The organism is Lentisphaera profundi (assembly GCF_028728065.1).
GTDB classification, from domain to species: Bacteria; Verrucomicrobiota; Lentisphaeria; order Lentisphaerales; family Lentisphaeraceae; genus Lentisphaera; species Lentisphaera profundi.
Genome location: NZ_CP117811.1, coordinates 16,481 through 39,128 on the forward strand (window position 1 = coordinate 16,481; position 22,648 = coordinate 39,128).

At 40.4% G+C, this 22,648-nt stretch carries 18 protein-coding genes; 14 read left to right on the forward strand and 4 right to left on the reverse strand.

Features of this window, described 5'->3' with window-relative positions:
- Positions 1–1,650: an L-aspartate oxidase gene (gene nadB, locus PQO03_RS00075; protein ID WP_274150430.1), complete on the reverse strand. Its 1,650-nt coding sequence runs from the start codon at positions 1,648–1,650 to the stop codon at positions 1–3.
- A gap of 178 nt (positions 1,651–1,828) precedes the next feature.
- Here nadB and PQO03_RS00080 point away from each other — a divergent pair, with 178 nt between their 5' ends.
- Both PQO03_RS00080 and PQO03_RS00085 read left to right on the forward strand, forming a co-directional pair.
- Entirely contained in the window at positions 1,829–3,547 is a 1,719-nt protein-coding gene (locus tag PQO03_RS00080; RefSeq protein WP_274150431.1) for an NERD domain-containing protein, read from the forward strand.
- 126 nt (positions 3,548–3,673) lie between these two features.
- Complete coding sequence (locus PQO03_RS00085) at positions 3,674–4,306, forward strand: hypothetical protein (RefSeq protein ID WP_274150432.1); 633 nt, start codon at positions 3,674–3,676, stop codon at positions 4,304–4,306.
- A 73-nt stretch (positions 4,307–4,379) separates the two neighbouring features.
- On the opposite strand, the gene PQO03_RS00090 is transcribed toward PQO03_RS00085, so the two are convergent.
- Together PQO03_RS00090 and PQO03_RS00095 are read right to left on the reverse strand one after the other, a co-directional pair.
- Positions 4,380–6,182 carry a SulP family inorganic anion transporter gene (locus PQO03_RS00090; RefSeq protein WP_274150433.1) on the reverse strand — a complete coding sequence of 601 codons (1,803 nt, stop codon included), beginning with the start codon at positions 6,180–6,182 and terminating at the stop codon, positions 4,380–4,382.
- Between the two features lie 190 nt (positions 6,183–6,372).
- A complete protein-coding gene (locus PQO03_RS00095; RefSeq protein WP_274150434.1) occupies positions 6,373–7,122 on the reverse strand; it encodes a GDSL-type esterase/lipase family protein in 750 nt (249 codons plus the stop codon).
- Positions 7,123–7,321: 199 nt separating this feature from the next.
- Here PQO03_RS00095 and PQO03_RS00100 point away from each other — a divergent pair, with 199 nt between their 5' ends.
- On the forward strand, positions 7,322–9,007 hold the full coding sequence (locus PQO03_RS00100) for a transglutaminase-like domain-containing protein (protein ID WP_274150435.1): 1,686 nt from the start codon (positions 7,322–7,324) through the stop codon (positions 9,005–9,007).
- On the opposite strand, the gene PQO03_RS00105 is transcribed toward PQO03_RS00100, so the two are convergent.
- Positions 9,004–9,540, reverse strand: a complete 537-nt coding sequence (locus PQO03_RS00105; protein WP_274150436.1) for a GbsR/MarR family transcriptional regulator — start codon at positions 9,538–9,540, stop codon at positions 9,004–9,006. The two genes, PQO03_RS00100 and PQO03_RS00105, sit on opposite strands and share 4 nt — an antisense overlap.
- 319 nt (positions 9,541–9,859) lie before the next feature.
- Between PQO03_RS00105 and PQO03_RS00110 the strand changes: the two genes are divergently transcribed.
- The 11 genes from PQO03_RS00110 to PQO03_RS00160 all read left to right on the forward strand — a co-directional run bounded on the left by PQO03_RS00110 (position 9,860) and on the right by PQO03_RS00160 (position 22,643).
- Positions 9,860–10,750: an SAM-dependent methyltransferase gene (locus PQO03_RS00110; protein ID WP_274150437.1), complete on the forward strand. Its 891-nt coding sequence runs from the start codon at positions 9,860–9,862 to the stop codon at positions 10,748–10,750.
- On the forward strand, positions 10,737–11,342 hold the full coding sequence (locus PQO03_RS00115; protein ID WP_274150438.1) for a hypothetical protein: 606 nt from the start codon (positions 10,737–10,739) through the stop codon (positions 11,340–11,342). Before PQO03_RS00110 ends, PQO03_RS00115 begins: the two co-directional genes overlap by 14 nt.
- 106 nt (positions 11,343–11,448) lie before the next feature.
- Positions 11,449–12,372, forward strand: coding sequence for a TIGR01777 family oxidoreductase (locus PQO03_RS00120; protein ID WP_274150439.1), 924 nt, complete (start codon positions 11,449–11,451; stop codon positions 12,370–12,372).
- Between the two features lie 122 nt (positions 12,373–12,494).
- Positions 12,495–13,592 carry an IS110 family transposase gene (locus PQO03_RS00125; protein WP_274150440.1) on the forward strand — a complete coding sequence of 366 codons (1,098 nt, stop codon included), beginning with the start codon at positions 12,495–12,497 and terminating at the stop codon, positions 13,590–13,592.
- A 1,061-nt stretch (positions 13,593–14,653) separates the two neighbouring features.
- Positions 14,654–14,911, forward strand: a complete 258-nt coding sequence (locus tag PQO03_RS00130; RefSeq protein ID WP_274150441.1) for a type II toxin-antitoxin system Phd/YefM family antitoxin — start codon at positions 14,654–14,656, stop codon at positions 14,909–14,911.
- The gene (locus tag PQO03_RS00135) at positions 14,904–15,170 is read left to right on the forward strand and encodes a Txe/YoeB family addiction module toxin (RefSeq protein ID WP_274150442.1); all 267 of its coding nucleotides are present in this window, start codon (positions 14,904–14,906) and stop codon (positions 15,168–15,170) included. Before PQO03_RS00130 ends, PQO03_RS00135 begins: the two co-directional genes overlap by 8 nt.
- 817 nt (positions 15,171–15,987) lie before the next feature.
- Positions 15,988–17,367 carry a hypothetical protein gene (locus PQO03_RS00140; protein WP_274150443.1) on the forward strand — a complete coding sequence of 460 codons (1,380 nt, stop codon included), beginning with the start codon at positions 15,988–15,990 and terminating at the stop codon, positions 17,365–17,367.
- On the forward strand, positions 17,364–18,377 hold the full coding sequence (locus PQO03_RS00145; RefSeq protein ID WP_274150444.1) for an AAA family ATPase: 1,014 nt from the start codon (positions 17,364–17,366) through the stop codon (positions 18,375–18,377). Before PQO03_RS00140 ends, PQO03_RS00145 begins: the two co-directional genes overlap by 4 nt.
- Before the next feature lie 188 nt (positions 18,378–18,565).
- The gene (locus PQO03_RS00150) at positions 18,566–20,059 is read left to right on the forward strand and encodes a hypothetical protein (RefSeq protein ID WP_274150445.1); all 1,494 of its coding nucleotides are present in this window, start codon (positions 18,566–18,568) and stop codon (positions 20,057–20,059) included.
- On the forward strand, positions 20,056–21,018 hold the full coding sequence (locus tag PQO03_RS00155) for an ABC transporter ATP-binding protein (RefSeq protein ID WP_274150446.1): 963 nt from the start codon (positions 20,056–20,058) through the stop codon (positions 21,016–21,018). Before PQO03_RS00150 ends, PQO03_RS00155 begins: the two co-directional genes overlap by 4 nt.
- Before the next feature lie 8 nt (positions 21,019–21,026).
- Entirely contained in the window at positions 21,027–22,643 is a 1,617-nt protein-coding gene (locus PQO03_RS00160) for an ABC transporter permease subunit (RefSeq protein ID WP_476408971.1), read from the forward strand.
- The last annotated feature ends 5 nt before the right edge of the window (positions 22,644–22,648 follow it).

Consider the following 22,648-nt stretch of genomic DNA (forward strand, 5'->3'; position numbering starts at 1 on the left):
TTAAAATTTCCTTAGGTGGCTTTCTATTGCCGTGTCTGATTTTTGGGGAAAATCATGGTTAAAGTGCAAGCCGCGACTTTCTTGGCGCGAGAGGGCACAATCAATAATGAGTTCTGATAAACAAGCTAGGTTACGGAGCTCGATTAAATCAGGAGTGATATTGAAATCCCAATAATAATGGGTGATTTCATGCTGAATATTACGAATGCGACGTTTGGCGCGCTGAAGGCGCTTATTCGTTCTAAAAATCCCCACAAAGTCCCACATGAAAGAACGCATCTCTTGCCAGTTATGAGTAATAACAACCTGCTCGTCTGAATCAGTAGCGTTGCCACTTGTCCAGCTAGGGACGGCATTCATTTGTGTTTGTAAAATAGACTGAGATAAAGAGGCATTCATTTCGGCGGCACATTCTGCGGATTTTCCGCCCATGACGACGGCTTCAAGTAAACTATTACTAGCGAGACGGTTGGCGCCATGGAGACCTGTACAGGCGGTTTCACCGATAGCATAGAGACGGGTAATATTCGTAGTTCCACAAATATCGGTCTTCACACCACCACAGCAGTAATGAGCAGCAGGAACAACGGGGATGGGATCTTTAGCCATATTTAAACCAATTGATTCACAAGTGGCAAAGATTTTCGGGAAACGCTTGCGCAGAAATTCTTCATTGTGATGAGTGATATCGAGATAGACGCATTTCTCACCCGTTTCTTTAAGTTCGCGGTCAATGGCGCGTGCTACGACATCGCGTGGAGCTAAACTTTTGAGTTCATGATATTTTTCCATGAAGTCGACGAGCTCATTTTTACGTCGGATTTTCAAAATGGCACCTTCACCACGAACCGCTTCCGAAATGAGGAAGCTATTGATGCGATGATCAAAAAGGCATGTGGGATGAAATTGAAAAAATTCCATATTTGCGATATCCGCATTGGCTCTGTAGGCCATAGCAATGCCATCGCCAGTGGCGATATCTGGATTTGTGGTATAGGTATAAACTTTGCCCGCACCACCGGTAGCTAAAATAGTAGACTTAGCTAGGAAAGTCGTGACGAGTTCATTATCTTTGTCGAGGATGTAAGCACCGAGGCAATTATTTTTATCAAGTCCCCAACCGAGTTTACCCGTAGTGATGAGATCTATAGCGTGAAAATTTTCAAAAACCTCAATTCTATCTTCTTGGCGACAAGCTTTCTCTAGGGCACGTATGACTTCAGTACCAGTAATATCTCCCGCATGCAGAACTCGGCGTTGGCTATGACCGCCTTCGCGACCGAGGTTATATTGGCCTGATTCATCATCGTCACTCTCGTCCACTTCTGAACGGCGAGTGAATTTAACGCCGAGATCAATGAGTTTTTGTATGGCTGTGGGACCTGCAGAAACTATATCGGTGACGACTTTTTCATCGCAAAGACCTGCCCCAGCTTTCAGTGTATCCGAAACATGGAGTTCAAAGCTGTCCTGATCGTTGATATCACTCATGACACAGGAGATTCCTCCCTGAGCATATTTACTATTGCATTCGCTGAGTTCTCGTTTGGAGATCAAGGCCACTGAGCCATGTTCTGCTGCTTGTAGAGCACAGTACATACCCGCGAGGCCGCTACCAATGATCAAGAAATCGTACTCGACTTTTTTCATATTTGTTTTTTCCAAAAATTTTGCTTAAATTACACGAAGGCGTGCTACTGACAAGCTGAGTTGACCTTTTGTGCCATTTATGCTGAAAAAAAAGTATTTGTGCTAGTTCGAATATTTTTATTGAGTGACTAGACGCATAAATTATTTTAGTGTTGATTGAATAATATTAGGAAGGATTATGCCTCAGTTTATTAGATTGCGTCCAGAATATAAATGCCATGAATCAGAACAAAAAGTTGCGACTTTACTCCAGCGTTTACCCAGTCATTGGATCGTTGTATGGGGTTACTACTACAAAGGACCTCGCGGAGTTTCTCGAGAAGGTGATTTTTTAGTATTCAATCCAGATGCAGGTGTCTTAGTCATTGAAGCTAAAGGCGGAGTTTTACGCAGAAATAAAAAAACGGGTGAATGGAATACCCATGGTCGCACTGCTCCAGATTCACAATTATTTAGAGAAATTCAGGGAGTAAGGGATATTTTGGCCCGCGCAGGTGGCTCCTACAAAATGGTGGTTAAAGGTGTATTGGCTTGTCCTGATTTGTGTATTCAAGGAAAGGTGAATGAGTACCAAGGCCTGCCACGTGAACTGATCATGGATCGTGATGACTTAGAGAGTTTTGTTCCTCAGATGGATGCGAAGCTAGGACGAATCATGAAAATTGGCGCGGGAGAAGCAGAAAAAATGTTTCGCAAGGCCTTTGTCAGTGAGGATGAGAGTGGCGTCGATCCCAAGTCGGTGAAAGAAACTGATAAGTACCTTACAAAACTCATTAATTCAAAAGTTACACGGGTGCTGAATCATTTGATTCACAATCGCCAGTTTGTGGTCAAAGGCGCCCCAGGTAGTGGTAAATCGTGGATGGCACTCGGCTTAGCTAGGATTTGGGCAGGACGTCGTCGTGAACGAGGGGGTTCGGTATTAATTCTTTGTTATAATCGCGCTTTACGCAATAAATTAAAAGATATTGCAGATAAAATGGAGCAAGGAGGTCAAGCGCGCAAGGGCACAATCACGGTGCGGCTTTGGGAAGATTTAGCCCGAGATATTTATAAGCAGAATGGTTTAGAATTTGTAGTTCCTGATGAGCAAGCCGCTCGTAACCAGTTTTATGAATCTCAGCTACCATTGACTTTAGAAGGCTTAGTGGCAGCAGGAAAAGTTACAGCGGAATATGATTGCCTTATAGTCGATGAAGCTCAAGACCACGATACAGAGTTTCCCATACATGGAACTAATGGACCTGGCTGGTGGTCCATTTATTTTTCATTACTCAAAGAAGGTGCAGCAGCACGTATTGCGGTTCTTTATGATTCGGATCAACGCCCGAGCTTTCGACGGGGTGGAATGAATGGTTTTGATGCAGAAAAACTTTATAGTGTCTTGGAGTCGAATCCTATTCGTTTGAATTTGTTCGAGAGCTATCGCTACACGATGAATATTTTTAAGTATCTCATTAAAATCAAATCAAATTCATCAAAAATTAGAACGATGGATTTAACTCCTGCAGAAGATTTACCCGCGGGGGAACCGGTAGTGGAAAAAGTACTGAAGCACCACCTCATTCCCAAGTACCTTGATGATACAATTAAAGATCTACTCAAACGCAAAGTCTGTCAGCCAGAAGAAATTATGATCATCGCCAATTCCTTTAGTAAAAATCGTCGTCTATTACCGAGTGGCACAATGGGGGGAGCTAAAATCAATAACGGCCTCTTTCCAGAGAAAAATAAGATCCTCTATATTTCAGCTAACAAAGTTAAGGGGCTCGAGACTAAAGTGGCATTTTTAGTCGGCTACGATGCCGATTTTCAGCAAGATGAGCAACAGTGTCAGAGTCTCTTCATTGGAGCCAGTCGAGCGCGGCAAATATTGTACGTCGTTTTTACCAAGTAGCTCGAGGCATAATAAATAGTAGTATTTATTATTAGCTTAACACTAAATTAAGAATCCAGATCTTGCTCAAAGCGGTAACTTTAGTTATAATCCACAATCAATTAATAATGATATGGAGATAGAGATATGATTGCAGCATGCCCCAATTGTGAGTGGAGTGATACAGTAGAGGATTCTTTTTTAGGCCAAACGGCTGAATGTCCCTCATGCGAAAATGACTTTGTTGTTGCCTCAGAAGTTCAAGAAGAAGTAGCACCGCCAAAGAAAAAGAAAAAGAAAATGACGGTAGCAAAACGTAAACCCGCAGTAAGGCGCCAAGCGGAAAGTATAGATGATTCTAGTAATCCTTACGCGGCTCCAGATAGTAGCGATACTCTAAGCGTAAATTCTGACGGCGAAGTACTGGAATACGGAGGCATGCAACGCGGAGCTTATTGGGGATGGAATTTTGGTTTAAACTTTTTAGCGCTGATTCCGATTGTCGGTCAAATTGGCGCGATTATTGGTTCCATTCATGTGATTCGCCAACGCTGTGTTAACCTCGGTTATAGCCTGTGGTATGGTTGGACAATTTTCATTCCGTTTTATAACTTTGTAGTAGGCTTTCGTTTCGCCTGTTGTCCAGAGGGTTATGCCGACCATAAAACTCTTGATAAGACGGGCAAGATACTATTAGGTGTTATGCTTGCCTTTATAGTTCTAATGTTCGTAGCAATTGGCGTCGCCGTAGCGGCCGGCGGAGCAGCAGGACGTCAATAAACGCTCTTTCCAGTAAACACAAAAAAGGGATGCTATTGAGCATCCCTTTTTTTATGACTATTGACTTTGCGACTTAGGCAAGTGAATCGTCAGCCACGAGGTATTTTGGGTCTTCGAGAATATTGACTTCTACGATGTCACCAGATTTTCTAAGTAGTGTAGCACATTCAGGACTGAGGTGACGGAGGTGAAGGATTTTACCTGCTGCTTTATAGCGCTCACTGAGTCCGTGAACTGCTTCTATCCCAGAGTGGTCACAGACTTTGGAATCAGCGAAGTCGATGTAGACATCTTTAGGATCATTATTAGGATCAAAGAGTTCTTTGAAAGAAGTGATGGAACCGAAAAAGACATTTCCTTTTACAACATAGGTTTTCTCAGTTTTACTTTCCTTAGTGACTTTGATTTTGATCTCTTTGGCAGAGTTCCATGCATAGATGAGGGCAGAAATGATAATACCGATACCCACTGCGACTGCGAGGTCAAGGAAGACGGTTACCGCTGATACAATGATAATGATGAGAATTTCAGATTTTTGGATTTTGCCAAATAAGCGCAGTGAAGACCATTCGAAAGTGGCGATAACAACCATGAACATCACACCGATGAGTGACGCGACGGGGATCATCTCAATAAGATGAGGTGCAAATAAGATAAAAATCAGCATGAAAATAGCCGTCGCAATACCAGATGTACGGCCACGACCACCAGAATTTAAACAGATCACACTTTGACCAATCATCGCGCAACCGCACATGCCACCAAAGAAACCACTGACAACATTACCAGCACCTTGGGCAACGGATTCTCTATTGCCTTGGCCACGAGTTTCAGTAATTTCATCAATAAGTGACATGGTCATGAGCGTTTCAATTAAGCCTACAGAAGCGAGAATAAGTGCAAGGATCAAAACTTTAATGGCTTTATCACGATTATCCGGATTGCTCATATCCCAGCCAATATCCGGAAGGTGTAAACTTGGTAAACGCCCTTTTAGACTGCCATCAAGTGCATCTGCAGTGTCTTTTTTACCTTCTGCAATGAGTTTTGTTTGATTGAGCTCCCAACGCTCTTGGACTTGTTCATTAGTGATTTTTTTAGCCACAGTGGCTTCTGCCGTAGCGGCATAATCACGATGGAGAACGGTTTCTTTTTGAGCTGTGAATTGATCTGTAATGATTTCCTTCTCAGTCATAGAAGTACGCTGGCCAAGAACGACGTCAGATACTCTTTTTGAGTGATCCTTTAAAGGTGTAAAGGTAGCGAGCAATGTGCAAATAACGATGGCTGCGAGTGGTGCGGGAATAGCTTTTGTGAATTTGGGAAGGAAGTGAACAATTAACATAGTTAGGACAATCATGCCCATCATCGTCAGCATGGCGGGACTCGTAAGTGCCATCCAGTCGCCAGCATAAGTAAACATATCATGCTGCTTATCGTAAACGACGCGAGTATTTTCTTTGAATTGACCAAATTGTGCCATACCAATGACGATGGCGAGACCATTGACGAAACCGAGCATAACGGGATGCGGTAAGAGGCGAATGAATTTCCCCATTTTGAAGGCCCCAAAGAGTACCTGTAAAATCCCGGTAACAATAACTGCCGCAAGTAAATACTCTAAGCCAAACATAATAATGAAGGCAGTAGTAACGACAGCCATGGAGCCAGCCGCACCAGAGATCATGGCGGGACGTCCGCCGAATACTGAAGTGATAAAGCCAATAAAGAAGGAGCCATAAAGGCCCATCATCGGGTCAATACCCGCAACAAAAGTAAAAGCAACGGCTTCGGGGATCAGAGTGAGTACGGCGGTTAAGCCCGCGAGTATATCATTCTTCAGATTGCCTGAATGTTTTCGTAAAATATTAAACATAATAATTCCTATAAAATTCTAAATAGAGCAATGTCATTTGGAGTCGTAAGCCCTTATTGCTCTGTAAGCTTCGGTAAAAAGTTCTGACAATGAAGGTATGTATAAAAATGTAAAGGGCTAAAACTTTTTTTTGTGAAAGTTTCAGCCCCCTATGACATGAATCAATATTGATTCATGATGATAGAAATTTTTAGTCTTGCATAAGCTCCACAAGTTTTGGCTCAATAGCTTCGGCCCACTTGGGGTACATTTCATTATTGGGGTGAAGAAGATCATTCATTATATTCTTATGTAAAATTCTCTTGTCATCAAGGAAAATAGCGTTGATATTTAAGAAGAAAATATCTTTGTTATCGGCGTAAGTTTTAATGATTTCATTTGTGCCCATAGTGAGTTTGCGGAGTGCATCATTATCATCTTTACCACGTGGGAAGATTGCGAGCATAAGGATTTTTGTCTCAGGTAGTCTTACACGTAACTCTTGGAGAATCGCCTTAACGCCTTTTGCGGTTTCCGCAGAAGCTTCTTTGTTGTGACCGGCATTATTTGTACCAATCATCAAAACGAGAGCTTTTGGATTGATGCCATCAACAGCTCCATGATCTAAACGCCAAAGTACGTGCTCAGTGCGATCTCCGCTAAAACCTAAATTGAGTGCCTTGCGACCTGCGTAGTATTGATCCCAAGTTTTTTTCTGCCTATCCCAAGCATGAGTAATGGAATCCCCGAGGAAAACTAATTGAACATCGCCGAGTTGTTCTTTCTGAGCAAGCTTTTCTTGATGACGAGGCATCCACCATTTTACCGCCCACTTAGCATCTTGTTGTACAGGAGTGGTGGATGTACCTGTATTTTTTACTGACTCACCAAGATTATTGCTCGCACATGAAGTGGTCAATAAATAGAGTGCAAAACTTAAAGCGAAGATGATTTTTTTCATGGGGGTCCTTTTTAGATTGAGGGGATGTAAGAAGAAGTTTTTATTTTAATTGAAGATACCGAGTCTACAAGTTGTGAATTTTTCTAGAGATATTTATTGTTGAAGACTTCATTAAGTGAAAGATTAAGCCATATTTTGGAGATATAGAATTATAGAGAAAGACTTATATTGTTTCTATGAACATCAAGGGGAGATCGCTATGCCACGTTTCATTTTATTTATTTTATCCTTAAGTTTCTTTGCCAGTGGCGAAGAACTTTTACCACAAATTGAGCAAGCAAAAAATATGATCGAGGTCAACAAAATTGTCGACACGATTTTTGAATCTAGTGATTATAAAGAGTCTAGCAAAGCGATAGAGATCTATTTAGATAAACAAAATATATCTTCGATGCGCTCGGTTTCAAAAATGCTGATTTTTTCTGACCTCGCAAAATTCTTGAAAGTCCTTAGCTTAGGAGATGATTTATCTCCAGAATTCGTAAAATGGCTCTCAAACTATAAGCGTCGTAGTGATTTACTTTATAATATCACACGCTCGGATGACTTAAGTGAAGTACTAAATATTCTCCAAAAAATTCATAAGCACGACCCTAGTGAAGTGGATAAATATTGGAATCTTGCTTTAGCGACAAGTTTAGTTTGGGATACTGAGCGAAAAAATATGCATCATCAAATGGGCTCAAAAACCATGTCTTACTCATGGGAGATAACGGCACTGTATGATTACTTCAAAAAAATCTACAAGCGTGGTGCGAAGCTCTCTTATTCTAAATTATCAGTTCAAGAATTAGTCTTTGTTGTGGCTGTTGATGTACCTTTGGAAGAATTGCATTGGGCCCTTAAAAATTGTTCTGGTTCTGCACGAGCATGGGCCAAGCGCTATTTTGAAATTAAGTACAATACGACGCGCCTGAATGCCGAACGCTACCAATGGGATCAGGGAATGTATTCCTTAGCGAATATAAAAGAACTCGGCGGAATATGTGTAGATCAAGCCTATTTCACGGTTATGTCGGCGCGAGCCAACGGGATTCCCGCGATGTATTTTAGTGGTATGGGTCGAGGGGCAACTGATGTAGGTCATGCTTGGGCTGGAGTGATGAAAGATGGCAGAGAGTGGGATTTAGAAATTGGACGCTATTCTCAAGGCAATTACGGAACAGGTAAAGCACGTGACCCACAGACTAATATGAGGTTAACCGATCATGAGCTCGATTTCAAAAGTAATGCTATTTTTGCCTCAGAGCAGCACATTAATTCTTTGAGGATGACTTCACTAGCAAGACATTTTAGCAAAATGAAAAAGGATGATTGTGCCGAATACCTTTACAAAAAGGCCCTGACAAGCTCTAAAATGAATATCAAAGCTTATGCGGGACTTAAGCAGATTTATGCAAAGTTAGATGATCCAAAGAAATTTATCCAAGTCATGAAAGCGGAAATGACCGTATTCAAAAAGTACCCAGATTTTGTGTATGAATTGGGAACAGAATTAGTCGCAGTTCTGAATAAAAATGGCCAGACTAGCGAAGCTAAAACGCTACAAAAAGCCTTGGTGAAAAAAGTTGAAGATCGTTATGATTTAGCGGAGAGCGCGACCCAAAACATGGTGAAGAGCCTCTATGAGAATGGAAAAGCTAGCGAAGGTCGGCGCGCTTTTGAACGCTATATTGATGATCAACCAGATTTTTATAATACTTTAGATAAAGATATTTTGCTTTATTATGAGCTCACCAAAGCTAATGATCAAAGTAAGTACGCGACGCGCTTTTTGAAAAAAATGATGAAGGGCGGTCGAGAACGCCAGGCAGTCGTTAAGGAATATCTCTATAAGGCTTATATGGATATTGGTGATGAACGCAATGCTAAAAAAATCCTTTAGGATTTAGTAAAAAGCTTTAAGAGCGATCCGCCTTTTACGAGTTTTTTCAAAATAGGTAAGGGCAATTTAGAGAAGGAGTCATGGAGAATCGCGAGATCTTCCATGAGTTGACTCAACTCTTTCATAGCTTTGAGTGTATGGGCAGGTAGATCTTCGCCATCAGCCAATTCAATAAATTCTTTTACCGCTGAAATGGTGGGATCTAACTCACGTTTTCTACGCTCTTCTAGAACAATTTGAAAAACTTTCCACGGGTCTTTATCGGTGGTAAAATGTTCTTTTCTCCTTCCTAAGACGGGGACACTCTTAATGAGTTTCCAGTCTTTTAATTCACGTAGCGAATTGGATACATTTGAGCGTGCAATACCCAGTAATTTGGTGATTGTATCGGCATCAAGTGATTCATCAGCGAGGTAAAGTAGTGCGTGAATTTGTGCTACAGTGCGATTAACTCCCCATTGAGGACCCATTTCACCCCAGTGCAGGATGTAGGCTTCCATAGAAGGAGTGATTTTAAAATTTTCAGCGCTCATATTGATTCCTTAGTTTAACTCGATTAAGTACTTGCCGGCGTCAGATGAGTGCACAGCACTCAATTCGCCTGCTTAAGGGTCTTGCCAGACAGGCGGATGAAAAGCATTGCCCATACGGCAGTATCTTGCAGGGGGAGCTCGAGGAGGGACAGCGTCCATCTCGTATGGGTCGCATCACGGCCTTATCTGCTTAATCGTGTAAGTTATCCATAAGATGACCAAACTTTATTTTTTTTCAAAGGAAACTTTGACTTATTCCTGTAGTTACACTAATTTCTGTATAGACAGAAATAACAGAAATAAATAAAACGAGGCGCCGATGTCAGTTTACGAAGAAGTAAAGCGAGGTATAAAACTCGTAAGCAGTCAAAAAGAAATTATAAAAAATCACTACCGAGAAAATTTAGAGGATTATCTATTTTGGAGTCCTGCAGGCAATATGCATTTTGGTTATTGGCGACTTGGAGTGGGTTTCTTTAATAGGGAGCAACAGCTTAAAGAAATGAATCAGCAGGTTCTCAACTTAAGTGATTTAAAAGATGGAGGACATTTATTGGACCTAGGCTGTGGACTTGGGGCATTATTAAGAAGTGCACATGAAGCCAATCCCAAGCTTAAGCTTCATGGGATCACGATGGTTGATGAACAAATAGCCAAAGCGCAGGCATTTGGAGAGAATGATTTTGACTATCGTCTTGGAGATTTTAGATGTCTTCCCTATAAAGAAGAATCAATGGATGCCTGTACGGCTATGGAAAGCTCTTGTTATGCTAGTGGCAGTTCAAAGAATGATATGATTGCGCAGGCCGCAAAAGTGCTCAAACCCGGTGGAAGTTTAGTGATAGCGGATTTTTTCATTAAAGCAGATGTAAAACTGGGGGAGAAAACACAGGAGATTTTGAAAAAATGGGGTGATAATTGGGGCATCGTTGAAATTGGTCGCTTAGATGAAGTGGCAGAAGCCTTAGGGGATAATGGATTTGAAGAAATTGAAATCACAAATATTTCGAAGCACCTCATTCCCTCACTTATTCAGGTTCCCTTTTTGGTGATTGTTCATTTATTGAATCTTTTGATCAAAGGAAAGTGTAATAAGTCACGTTGGGAGCACATGCAATCTTGTTTCTTATGTATCCCCCTAGCCATTCAAATGCATAAATTTGCCTATAGCATTATTAGTGCAAAGAAGGTTAAAAATGCACTTAATTGATCCCAAGACTAAAGAGAAATGGAGTTTTGAGTATCGCTTAATCAAAAGCCTTAGCGCGCGAGTGACTAAGCGCCAATTAGCTAATTTTTCTCTAAAGAGAGAAGACGTAAAGCGACACTTTCAGCTTCCCGATCACTTGGACTTATGGCAGGATGAAAAGGGTGATTGTCATTTGAGTTTATGTATGATATGGATGGATACCATGGCACCGGATTGGATGCCTTTGGATATTTTGCCCGCGAGTTTTAATTGTGCCCTTCGTTTAACATGTCTGGATCGCGAAACTCAAGAATCATGTGTTTGGGTAGATACCCGTTATAGCGATAATTTCTTAGTGAGTGCCAGTAAATTTTTTGGACTTCAGGGTTTTTCAACAGAACTCAAATATGGGGACTCATTCGTGCAAAGTCCCGAATGGGATTTTCAAATTATGGATGGTGAGCCACCAATACTTATGAACGAAACAAAGTTTAATGATCTAATTGCGGGCGGAATAAAGAGCTATACCACAGAGAAAAAAGCATCAAGTAAGAAACGAGTTGACCTCATTAAAGAACATCCCTCTGAATTTAAGATTTATCAGAATCGATAGACAAAACTAAAGCTAGGGACAAATATTTATACGGGAGATTTGAGAGAAAGTGAAGGGAGTTTGTATACATGGAAATTTTATTAAAAATGAAAGAGAGGAAATAATAATGTCAAATCAAATTCATAAAGTCGTCATTTTTGGAGGCTCAGGTTTTCTGGGTTTAAACTTAGCGTCAAAATTGCTAGGAGAAAATTATCAAGTTCATATCATTTCGAGAACTGAGCCGAAAATCAAAGGAGAATGGAGCTCTAGCCAATGGGATGCTCAATCGCTTGGCTCATGGGTACAGCAATTAGAGGGAGCGGATACCATTATCAATTTGGTAGGACGAAGTGTGGACTGCATTAAAACTCCTGCAAACTGCGATGCAATTTTAAGGTCTCGAGTGGAAAGCACTGAACTGATTGGCAAAGCACTGAGAATACTAAAAGCTCCACCCAAGTTATGGATTCAGATGTCTACGGCGCATATATATGGTGACCCGGAAAAAATAGTCTGTACGGAAAATTCACCCATGGGTTATGGCTTGGCTCCCACAGTAGGACAAGCATGGGAAAAAGCTTATGCGGATTCGGTATTGCCACAGATGCGACAAGTCATACTGAGGACGAGTTTTGTCTTGGGATCATCAGGTGGTGCCCTACCTCGATTAAGTAAATTGGTGAAATGGGGCTTAGGTGGCAAAGTCAGCCATGGCCAGCAAGGGATTAGTTGGCTCCATGAAGAGGATATGAATCGGATTCTTTTGAGTGCAATCAAAAATGAATCTATGAAGGGCATTTACATTGCGACAGCTCCTGAGCCAGTTTCGAATGCGAAATTCATGAAAAGCTTACGCAAGACCCTAGTGATGCCAATAGGCCTTCCTGCTCCTGCGTGCGTAGTGAAACTAGCCGCACCCTTGATCATGAAAACTGATCCAGAACTCGCTTTATATGGCAGATATTGCATCCCTCAGAGACTCATCGATGAAAATTTTGAATTTAAGTTTCCAGATTTAGATCTAGCACTCAAAGATATTTATACTTAAAATCACCTGATAGTACGCTTAGCCAAGGACCGCACTGAGTAATATCAGCGTGGGAATTTGGCAAAGAACGAGGCAATAACCTTTATTGAAGTTTCACGCAAACAAAAAAAGGAAATTGCCTCATGGAAATGTATAACTCAAAAACAAAATATCATTGTGGAATTGACCTTCATAAGTCATCTGCTCATATTTGTGTCATGGACAAGGAAGGAAAGATAATGCTGCATAAAAACATTCGAGATAATAATTTTGTCTACATGAAGAAGGTCTTGTCGCCTTATATCGATGACCTCACTATTGCTTGTGAGAGTACTTACAACTGGTACCCTCTAGCGGACTTTTGTCGATCAGAGCATATTGAATTCACTCTTGGTCATGCGCTCTATATGAAATCTATTCACGGAGGAAAAGCTAAAAACGATAAAATTGATAGCAAAAAAATCACTGATTTATTACGCACGAATTTATTGCCTCACGCCTATGCTTGCCCCGCAGAATACCGCTCTCATAGAGACCTCCTACGAAGGCGTATAAAGTTAGTGCAGTCCAAGTCTGGAATATCAGTCTACATGAATATTTTTGAGCAACAAAACGAGCTAAAAGAAAGTACTTTATACATGAGGTCAAAACCAGATAAACTAGAAAGTCTAGTAGAACATCAGGACTTTTCTGGGATAGGTGGCATCGCGATGGAACGGAACTATCAGCTCAACACAAATCTATTGATGGCTTATACAAAAGAGTTGATCGCAGTGGATAAAGATCTCAAAGAATTAACTTTAAATAGTGCCTACAATGAAGAATTTGAAATAGTAAAGTCAATGCCTGGAGTAGGCGATACCCTTGGTATGGTCATTATCTATGAAACTCACGACATCAAAAGGTTTAAAAGCCCAGGTAAGTATTCAAGTTATTGTCGAGTGATTAAATGTAAAAAAGAAAGTGCTGGTAAAAGTTATGGTTATAGTGGAGCAAAAATAGGTAATCCATTTTTAAAATGGGCCTATAGTCAGGCTGCCGTACTATCAAAAAGAAACCCTTTGATGAAAGCTTTTTCAAATGACCTAATAAGGCAACACGGCGAACGTAAAGCTAGAGCTATTTACACTCATAAGATTTGTCGATCAATTTATTTCATGCTCCAGAGAAAACAAAAATTTGATCCCATTGATTTTTTTGGAAGACAAAAATATGAACGTTTACAAAGACTAAATAATTAAAAAATCTGGAATCTTTTGCAGTGAAGCCGTCAATGGGGACTTGGACTTTGAGCCTCTATCACCTGATTAGATCGCTGTAAAAGGTTTCTTTAAATCAAAAGAAGTTTAGATGATGACTCACCCCTTACTGAGCCCGATATGTACTGGACGATTCCACATGATAGAATTGAGCCTTGATTTACACCTGAATAGGACAGCGAGGGATTGACCGCAAGTAGTTTCTAAGGCGTCGATTAGCAGCTAAAAAGAGAAGCTGAATAGATCGACAGGGCTCCTTTAAAGCCTTTGACCTTATATGGATGTCTGGAGGGACTTCACATTAAGTGAAAGACCCGTACCCGAAAAGAAGAAACAAAGATGAGCTGAACTAAACATTTTTAAGCACAAGTCGTTTTAAAAAACAAAAAAACGGATACAAAGATTTATTGTCTACTTGACAAATTTGGCTAAATGGATGTCCCCACGTTCTCTTTAGTTTTTTAGTTGCCAGTTGAGGGAGGCATCCCTCACGAGGTCCGGGGCTGGCCCCGAGTTTGACTAAATGAGGGATCGGCCGTACAGGCCTCAGCCTACAGGCTCTTTCACCTAGGAACCCCGAACGCTAGAGGGAAGCTATCCCAGACATCGAAAAAAGAGGGAAGCTATCCCAGACATCGAAAAAAGGTTAAGAGGGAAGCTATCCCAGACATCGAAAAAAGGTTAAGAGGGAAGCTATCCCAGACATGAGGGAAGCTATCCCAGATATCGAAAAAAGTTTGTAAGTCATTTATAAAAATAGTTTATGTAAAAAGATGTTGGGTCATTTTAGTTGATAAAATGAAGTGAATATCGTTTTGAAAGGTACAGGCGAGAGACCCGCGGTCCCGGGTTATTTGTCTGCTAATGCCGATTCCCAATCGGCGCTCCCAGGGGAAATATTATCTAGATAATAAAATCTCTAGGTCCCTTTGAGATTGAGGAAATCTAAGAATAGCGAAAAGCCCAAAATGAGGATAAGGCTTGATAGAAGCGTAAATAGGATATATCTTGGACATGTACAGGAACATGAACAGGATTTCTATATGCAGACGATTACCTACACAAAAGCAAGAAACAACCTCGCTAAAGAAATGGAAAGAGTGAGTTCAGATCACGATTATACGGTGATAACCCGAGCTAATCAGGAGAGTGCAGTGCTGATGTCTTTGGAAGATTTTTCATCTTGGCAAGAAACGGCGTATTTACTTTCGAGTCCAAGTAATGCAAAACGCTTGATGCGTTCACTTGAACAACTCGATAGTGGCGGAGGCCAAGTTAGGGAACTTATAGAGGATGATTAAAAAATTCTCTGACGATGCCTGGGACGATTATGTTTATTGGCAGACTCAAGATAAAAAGACACTCAAGCGAATAAACCTTTTGATCAAAGATACTGAGCGAGATCCATTTTCAGGGATCGGTAAACCAGAGCCACTTAAACATAATCTGAGTGGTTCTTGGTCACGTAGAATAGATGAAAAAAACCGCATGGTTTACCGGATTAAAAAAGAAGGCGATCAAGAAATTTTAGAGATAGCGGCTTTGCGTTATCACTATTAAAATCATACGAAGCATTCTCCAGTAAATACTAACAAGGAAAAGGGCAAAGATAAGTAGCTGTCGTTTTGAAAGGTGCAGGCGAGTGAAGATGAGAATTAGATAGTTCTAAAAAATATGTTTTTATCTGCCTCCGGTGGCAGCCGGCCCTACGGGAGGTTTTAACTATAGCCTAGGGACTCCGTCCCCATCCCTGCAAGGTGTGCTCACCTTGAGAGGCGGTAAAAGTATTGCCATACGGGCAGATAAAATATTAATGATTCGCCCCCGGTGGCAGCCGTAGAGGGAAGCTATCCCATACAGCGGTAAAAAGTTTGTAAATCATTTATAAAAAAAGTTTATGTAAAAATATGTCGTGTCATTTTAGCTGATAAAATCAAGTAGATGTTGTTTTGAAAGGTGCAGGTGAGAGACCCGCGGTCCCGGCTTATCATGCTAGGCATAGGGAAGGCCGGTGGTACTGGTAGAAAGAAGCGGCAGGAAAAGAGGGCTTATCTAATTGGGAGCGTCGTATTCTCGATGAGGCAGCGGAAAAAGTCATCCACTAAAACATTTTAGAATTCATAAAAAGCTACTCAATTTTTTGAGTGCTTTTTTACGGCGAGAATTTCCTCTTAAAAATATTTTATTGACCCGAATTAGTCACTTGCGAGAGAGTGTTGATTATGCGGAAGAGACTGCTAATTAAGGTATTTGATGAATCTTTGTGAAAATAAGAAGAAAACAAAGTGAAAAGGGCCTGTATCGCTTCTGTTTGCTTTTGAAGATCATAGTATTGAGCATAAGATTAAGCTATTGATATGAATTCAGGAGAATGAGTATGAGCCCAGAAGAGCAATGGAAGGAATATTTTCACAAGCTTAGACGCAAAGTAAATACTGGATGGTTTTTACAAAGTTTTGAGCCTTTATTCCTGTTTAGTTTGATGTCGTTAACGGCAGTTAATCTGTATATAAAGAGTTATCAGCCGGGGCTTATTAATCGCTACCCGTACCTTATAGAAATACTTTTGCTTTTGTTTTTATGCTGCTGTTCAATAGGAGCGTACTTTCGTGCGAGGAAAAAGTTTTTCACTCAAGAGGAATTAATCATTCGCTATGATGAGCGTTATCACTACAATTGTCAGTTATTAAAAGCTTATCAAGGAGATCAGTCTTGGCCAAATTTACCGGATCATCTGCCGGGGAATTTTATTTTAGAATGGAAAAGGAATAGTTCTTTCTTCTTGTTTGGGATTTTATTAATAGCTGCCATTTATTGGGTTCCCGTTAGAGTAGAAGCGATTCAAGTCAAAGTTCAGAAACCCATTGCTTGGATAGAGATGGAGAAGAGGATCGATGAAATGGAAGAGGATAGTAGTCTTGACCAAAGTCAGGTGGAAGAGTTTAAAAAGAAATTAGAAAAGCTTCAGCAAGAGGATAATAAAGATTGGTTTTCACACAGTAATCTTGAAGCATCAAACTCTTTATTAGATACACTTAATAGTGCACATAAAGAGCATGAGGGGAAGATGGATGAAGCTTCTCAGCTCTTACAACAAATGGAAGCTTTGCAGGAATTGATCGAACAGACGGAGGCGGGGAATATAGATTTAAGTGAGAAAATGAAGCAAAAGCTCAGAGATAAATTAGATGAAATGGATGAAGACTGGAAAAAAAATATGAGTCAGTTGTCTTCTCAACTTTTAAAAATGCGTCCAGACCTACGGGAAAAACTCCTAAAATTAAAGCCAGGTGATTATGTGATGAATAATGGCCAATTGGATAAGAAAACTTTGGAGGAATGTCTGAAACGTTTGGAGAAAAAGGGTAAGTGTAAAAAGTGCGGAGGAAAAGGCTGTAAACCGGGTGACCAGGAAGGAGAAGGACAATGTAAAAATGGATCTTGTAATGCGGGTTTAATGATTGTTGAAGGAGGGGAATCAATAGGTCGCGGAGGGGGCTCTAGTGAGGAGATTTTTCGAGATCGGGAATCGGCAAGGCACGATACTGAAATAGAAGTGCTCCAAGGAGAAAAAAATGGGATGGATGGTTCTACGCTACTAGGAACAAGTAAAGCGGAACACGATTTAGAGAAAAATAAATATAAGTCAGGTCAATTAAGTGCTGGGACGAAAAATACTGGTCGCGGTGGCGAAGCGGTATGGAAAGAGAATTTATTACCTGAGGAACAAAAACTGTTGAGGAGAGTAAAACCATGAGTGATTTTTTAAAGAGTGAAGAAGCGAAAGTCGTTGCGGAGGCCGCAAGTAAACTAAAAAAATGTCTAAACCAAGTACTGTTTGGTCAGGAAGAACTGGTTGACTTAGTCTGCACCGGGCTGTTTGCACGAGGGCATATGTTATTGGAGGGTCTCCCAGGTTTAGGGAAAACTGAATTGGTTAAAGGCCTTTCAAAAGCTCTTGGGCTCGACTTCAAAAGAATTCAGTTCACGCCGGATTTATTACCAGGGGATATCTCTGGGAATCCCCTCATTCAAGAAAAGGATGGTAAGAAGGAATTTGTCTTTCAGAAAGGCCCTATTTTTGGCAATCTTATTTTAGCGGATGAAATCAACAGAGCGTCGCCAAAGACACAATCAGCAATGCTGGAAGCAATGCAGGAAAAAAGTGTGACCGTGGCAGGACAGAGTCATGCTCTGCCAGATCCCTTTTTTGTATTAGCAACGCAAAATCCTATTGAGTTGGAAGGGACCTACGCACTCCCAGAAGCACAACTGGATCGCTTTTTATTTAAGCTTGATGTACATCACGCATCAGTAGATGTACTGGAGAAAATAGTTTTATCTCGTGAATTGGGAGATAGCCCTGAAGTTGAGCAGGTTTTAAGTCATGATGAACTTCAAAAAATGATTGGCTTGGTGAAAAAGGTTCATATACCTCAGCAAGTAGCACAAATGATAGCTCAGCTGGTTAATTCCACTCAAGCTGGACAATCAGAAATGAGTGAACACATAAAGTTTGGTGCGGGCCCTCGTGCGGCGATTGCTCTGGCAGCAGCATGTAAAGCTCGAGCTTTAATTGAAGGTCGAGTTCACACGGGTTTTGAAGATGTACGTGATTTAGCTTTGCCGGTTCTACGTCACAGGTTAATTTTGGACTATCGCGCACGTATAGAAGGACATACTCCTGATTCAATTGTGAAGAGTTTATTGAGTGAATTAAAAATAATAGACAAAGCAGTTCCTGTGACCATGAAGGAAGAAAGTTAATGCGCTTTTTGCTCATATTACTTTTTTGTAGTACTTATTTGTGTGGACAATCCTTCAGTACTTACTCAACAAAAAGTTCTTCAGGAGTTTCGATAGGATACAGAGCACTGTTCCAATCTGCATCAATGAATCGACCAGGTGCAAGGGTTCCTTTACAGATTAGAATCACTAATAAAACAAAGGAGACCTTGAGTTGGACTTTTAAAGCTAATGAGCGTTGGGGTGAATTCATTGATTCTGAGCTGAATACGTCATTTACAGTAGAATCTAAAGCCACGCGTACTTATACACTTAATATTCCTTATAATTCCTCTTATGATGAGAGTTCTTTTTATTCGCCATCATTTAGAATTGAAGGACCTGGTGTGGATCAACATTCCAAAGTTCAAGCTTTTGGTAAACAACTCGAATCAGGAAAGATTTGTACACAGCAAGCGTATAAAAAAATTGAACTTTATGGAGATGATGAAAGAGAGAAAAAGAAAAAATTACTTTCGAAATCACGTTCTAGCGCTAGTTCATTTGTACTTGATTATGAATATAGTTATTTCGACTCTCGTTATTTAAATATGAACTGGCAGTCCTACTCAGGGATTACAGAAATTTTAATGACAGTCGCGGAATTTGACCTTCTTCAAGAAGAAATTAAAACTGCGCTCAGAGACTGGGTTTTAAGCGGTGGGAGATTGTTGCTGGTGGATCCAGTAAATGAAATGGATAAAACAAAAGTGGAAGGCTTTTTTAAGGGAGTATCATTTAAGGGACTAGGTGCGGTATACCTATTAGCTGATGGCCGTAGGCCTGATTCAGTAAAAGCAGGAAAACTTTCGACGGCGGAAAATTTTTTCGGTCTTCAAAAGAGTTATTTTCTTAAAGAAATTTCAGAACCTAAAGCCAGTTTCATCTTTTTTTCTATTCTCTTAGTACTTTTCTTAATTTTGCTGATCCCTGTAAACTTACTGATCCTGACAAAGAAAAATCGGCTGAAACTTTTGGTGACAATTCCCGTAATCTCAATTGGTGCAAGCATCCTCTTTTTTATAGTGATCATTTTGAGTGATGGATTCGGTGGAGCAGGAGTGAAAAGTACTTTAATCTATGTTAACCCGGAACTTAAGCGCTGCAGTATTTTTCAGTCCCAAGTCTCTAGAACAGGAATCATGACTAGTGAGAACTTTAAAGTTTCAAATGAGCTCTTGATTGATGTTTATTCTATGACGAAAAAGCGTTGGGAAAAAACTTCTTATCCGATGAAAAGTAAAATTGTTGTGAATGATGACAATATAGGTGGAGATATATTTAATAGTAGGACCCGAAGATTTGCAGATATTCGTCATATTCAGTCAACTCAGGGGGCAATTGAAATTATCCCTGGGGAGAGCTTAAAGCTACGGTCATCTTTTCAGTCGTCGATTAAGAAAATTTATCTACGTACGAGTGATGGAAAGTACTGGAAGGCAAGAGATTTACAGCCCGGAGAATTAGTTCTTGCTGAAGCCATTATCCAGCCAGATAAGGAAGATATGGCCTGGAAGTTATCACCTTTAATGAAAGGCAATAAAACTGCATTTTTTGCAGAACTTAATGAAGCGGGAGAATTTGACATAGCCACTCATAAATCAATTGATTGGAAGGAGCATAAAGTGTATGTCGCCGGCCCCGTTAAGGAAGTGAAAAAATGAATAAGGATGTCATGATTTCAGTTAGAGGAGTGAAGCGTAGTTTTGGTAAGCTTGAGGCAGTTAAGGGTATCTCATTTGATATTCACCGCGGTCAGGTGGTTGGTTTTATTGGAGCCAATGGAGCCGGTAAGACAACGACAATGCGTATGATAGCCACTTTGGAAATGCCCGATGAAGGAGACATTTATATATGTGGAAGTGATGCGGTAGATGATCCCAACTCAGTGCGTTCAAAAATAGGTTGGGTACCAGATGATTTCGGTCGCTATCAGAATATGACGATAGTGGAATATCTTGATTTTTTTGCAAGAGCTTTTGATTACCAAGATCAGGAGAGGAAAAACCGTATACAAGAAGTCATGGACTTTACGGGCTTAACAAAGCTTAAAGATCGCTTCATTGATAAGTTGTCGAAAGGTCAGGGACAGCGTGTTTGTTTGGGTCGAGCTTTACTTCATGATCCTGACGTTCTGCTGATGGATGAACCTGCAGCAGGCTTGGATCCCAAGGCACGCATGGAGTTAAAGAACCTTATTCGTATCTTAGCGGAGGAAGGAAAAACAATTTTCATTTCCTCTCACATCTTATCGGAGCTTTCAGAAATTTGTGATACAATGATTTTTCTCGAACAGGGAGAAGTACTGCATCATGGTGGAGCAGAAGAACTTAAACGAGGAGCTCGTGAAGGGGTCTCTGTTCTAGTTAAAATATTAAATGATCCTCAGGTACTAGAGAATTGGGCAGATATGAATCCTGGGATAAGCCTCTTAGATAAAACAAATAAAGGAGGCCGTTTGCTATTTGAACAGAGTTCAGATGACTTCCTAGCAGAAACATTGAAGCGCATGATTAATGAAGGAATTCAGGTGATTGAATTTACTCAGGAAGAGACAACTTTAGAATCGGCCTTCGTCGATTTGCTTAATCAAGCAGAAGATAAGGAGCTCGCATCAAAATGATAAGTGATATGATCAAGAATCCGAATCCTATTCTCTACAAAGAACTCATTCAGGGAATGCGCTCTAAAGCTTTCTTAGGCATATTTGTCATTACTCAATTAGTGATGGTAGTCGCAACTATGGGAATAGTTGGTTCTGAAGGTGGTTCGTCAAATAATAGTGAAGAACTCACGATGATGTTTTGGGGGGCTATAGCCATTCCCTTTTTGATTTTTCAGCCCTTGTTGGCGATCGAGAGTATTCATTCTGAAGTCAAACATAAGACCTTGGAGATGTTGTACCTCAGTCGCTTATCATCAAGGCGTATCATTCTCGGCAAATTTTATTCTCACATGCTACAGACTTTGATGATTGCCTGTACGATTATGCCCTATGTTGTACTGCGGTATTTTGCGGGAGGAGTGAATCTGCTGATGGAAATAAGTACTTTCATTTCCATTGTTTTAATTTCGGCGCTAGGAACTGCAATTAGCGTGAGCACCAGTTCTTTTTCTGTTCGTCATCCACGTTCGCACCGAGTGCGTATTTTAATATTGTTGATCCTTATTGTTGTTGGTTCAACAACAGGGTTTGGGATGTTCACAGCTTTTATGCGCTTTGGTGGAGGCGGAAGTATAAATTGGGTGGACTTTGTAACTTTTGTACTGATGGTGCCTTTTGTGATATATCAGGTGCTTTCACTTGGTATGAGTCAGGTTGCCCCTGTTTCTGAAAATAATCTTTTGCACAAAAGAATCAACTGTTTTGCGGTTTTGGCGATTTATATCATCTTCCGTTATTTCTGTGAAAGCTTCTTGCCCTTATTACCAGTAATGGTTTGTTTTTTAATGTCGGCATTAGAGGGTGTATTTAGTGGAGATGCCAATTACAGAAGTAGTTATCAGCCAGTTAAAAAATACCCTGAAATTGGATTATTAGTGGCGCCTAATCGCTATGCTTATTTCAACTGGTTTAATTTAGCGGTTTTAATGTCGCTAATGCTAATGGTTTTGGAGATAGCGAATGATGACCTTGGAGGGAATAATAAGGCTATGCTGATTTTAGCGCCCTTAATTTGTCTTGCCGTATATTTTACTCAAATGCAGTTAGCGCAGAAAGAGATATGGGCGAATATCAATAATTTTTTCATTGTGTTTTTTTTACCATTTACACTTTTCTTAGGAATGGGATTCAACGATTCTTTAGACAGTGTTTTACACAACGATGCTTATGAGGTTTTTGCGGTGTCCTATATTTTTTACGCGAATATAATGATTTCCTATGGCCTGGCCTTACAGATCTCTCGTTGGAAAAAAGAAAAACTCAATACCATGCATGTACTTTTAGCAGTGATAAGTTTGATTATAATTGGAACGATTAGCCTAATTCTAAAGTCTATTTTTACTCATCGCGTCGATGAGGTAATGGCCTTTTTTCCACTCGAACTATTTCCTGTGATGTTAGATAATAATGAAACAAAAGGTATTGCACTGGGATCGATTGTGCACCTACAGCTTTTTTTCAGCCTATTAGCTCTACATCTTATGTCTGCGGAATCCGCAAAAAAGTTTTTCCAATTTCGTGAAGAGGGGAAAGACTCGACGGATGAAGTAGATCAAGCAAGATCACTTACAGAAGAGCTCTAATGGAT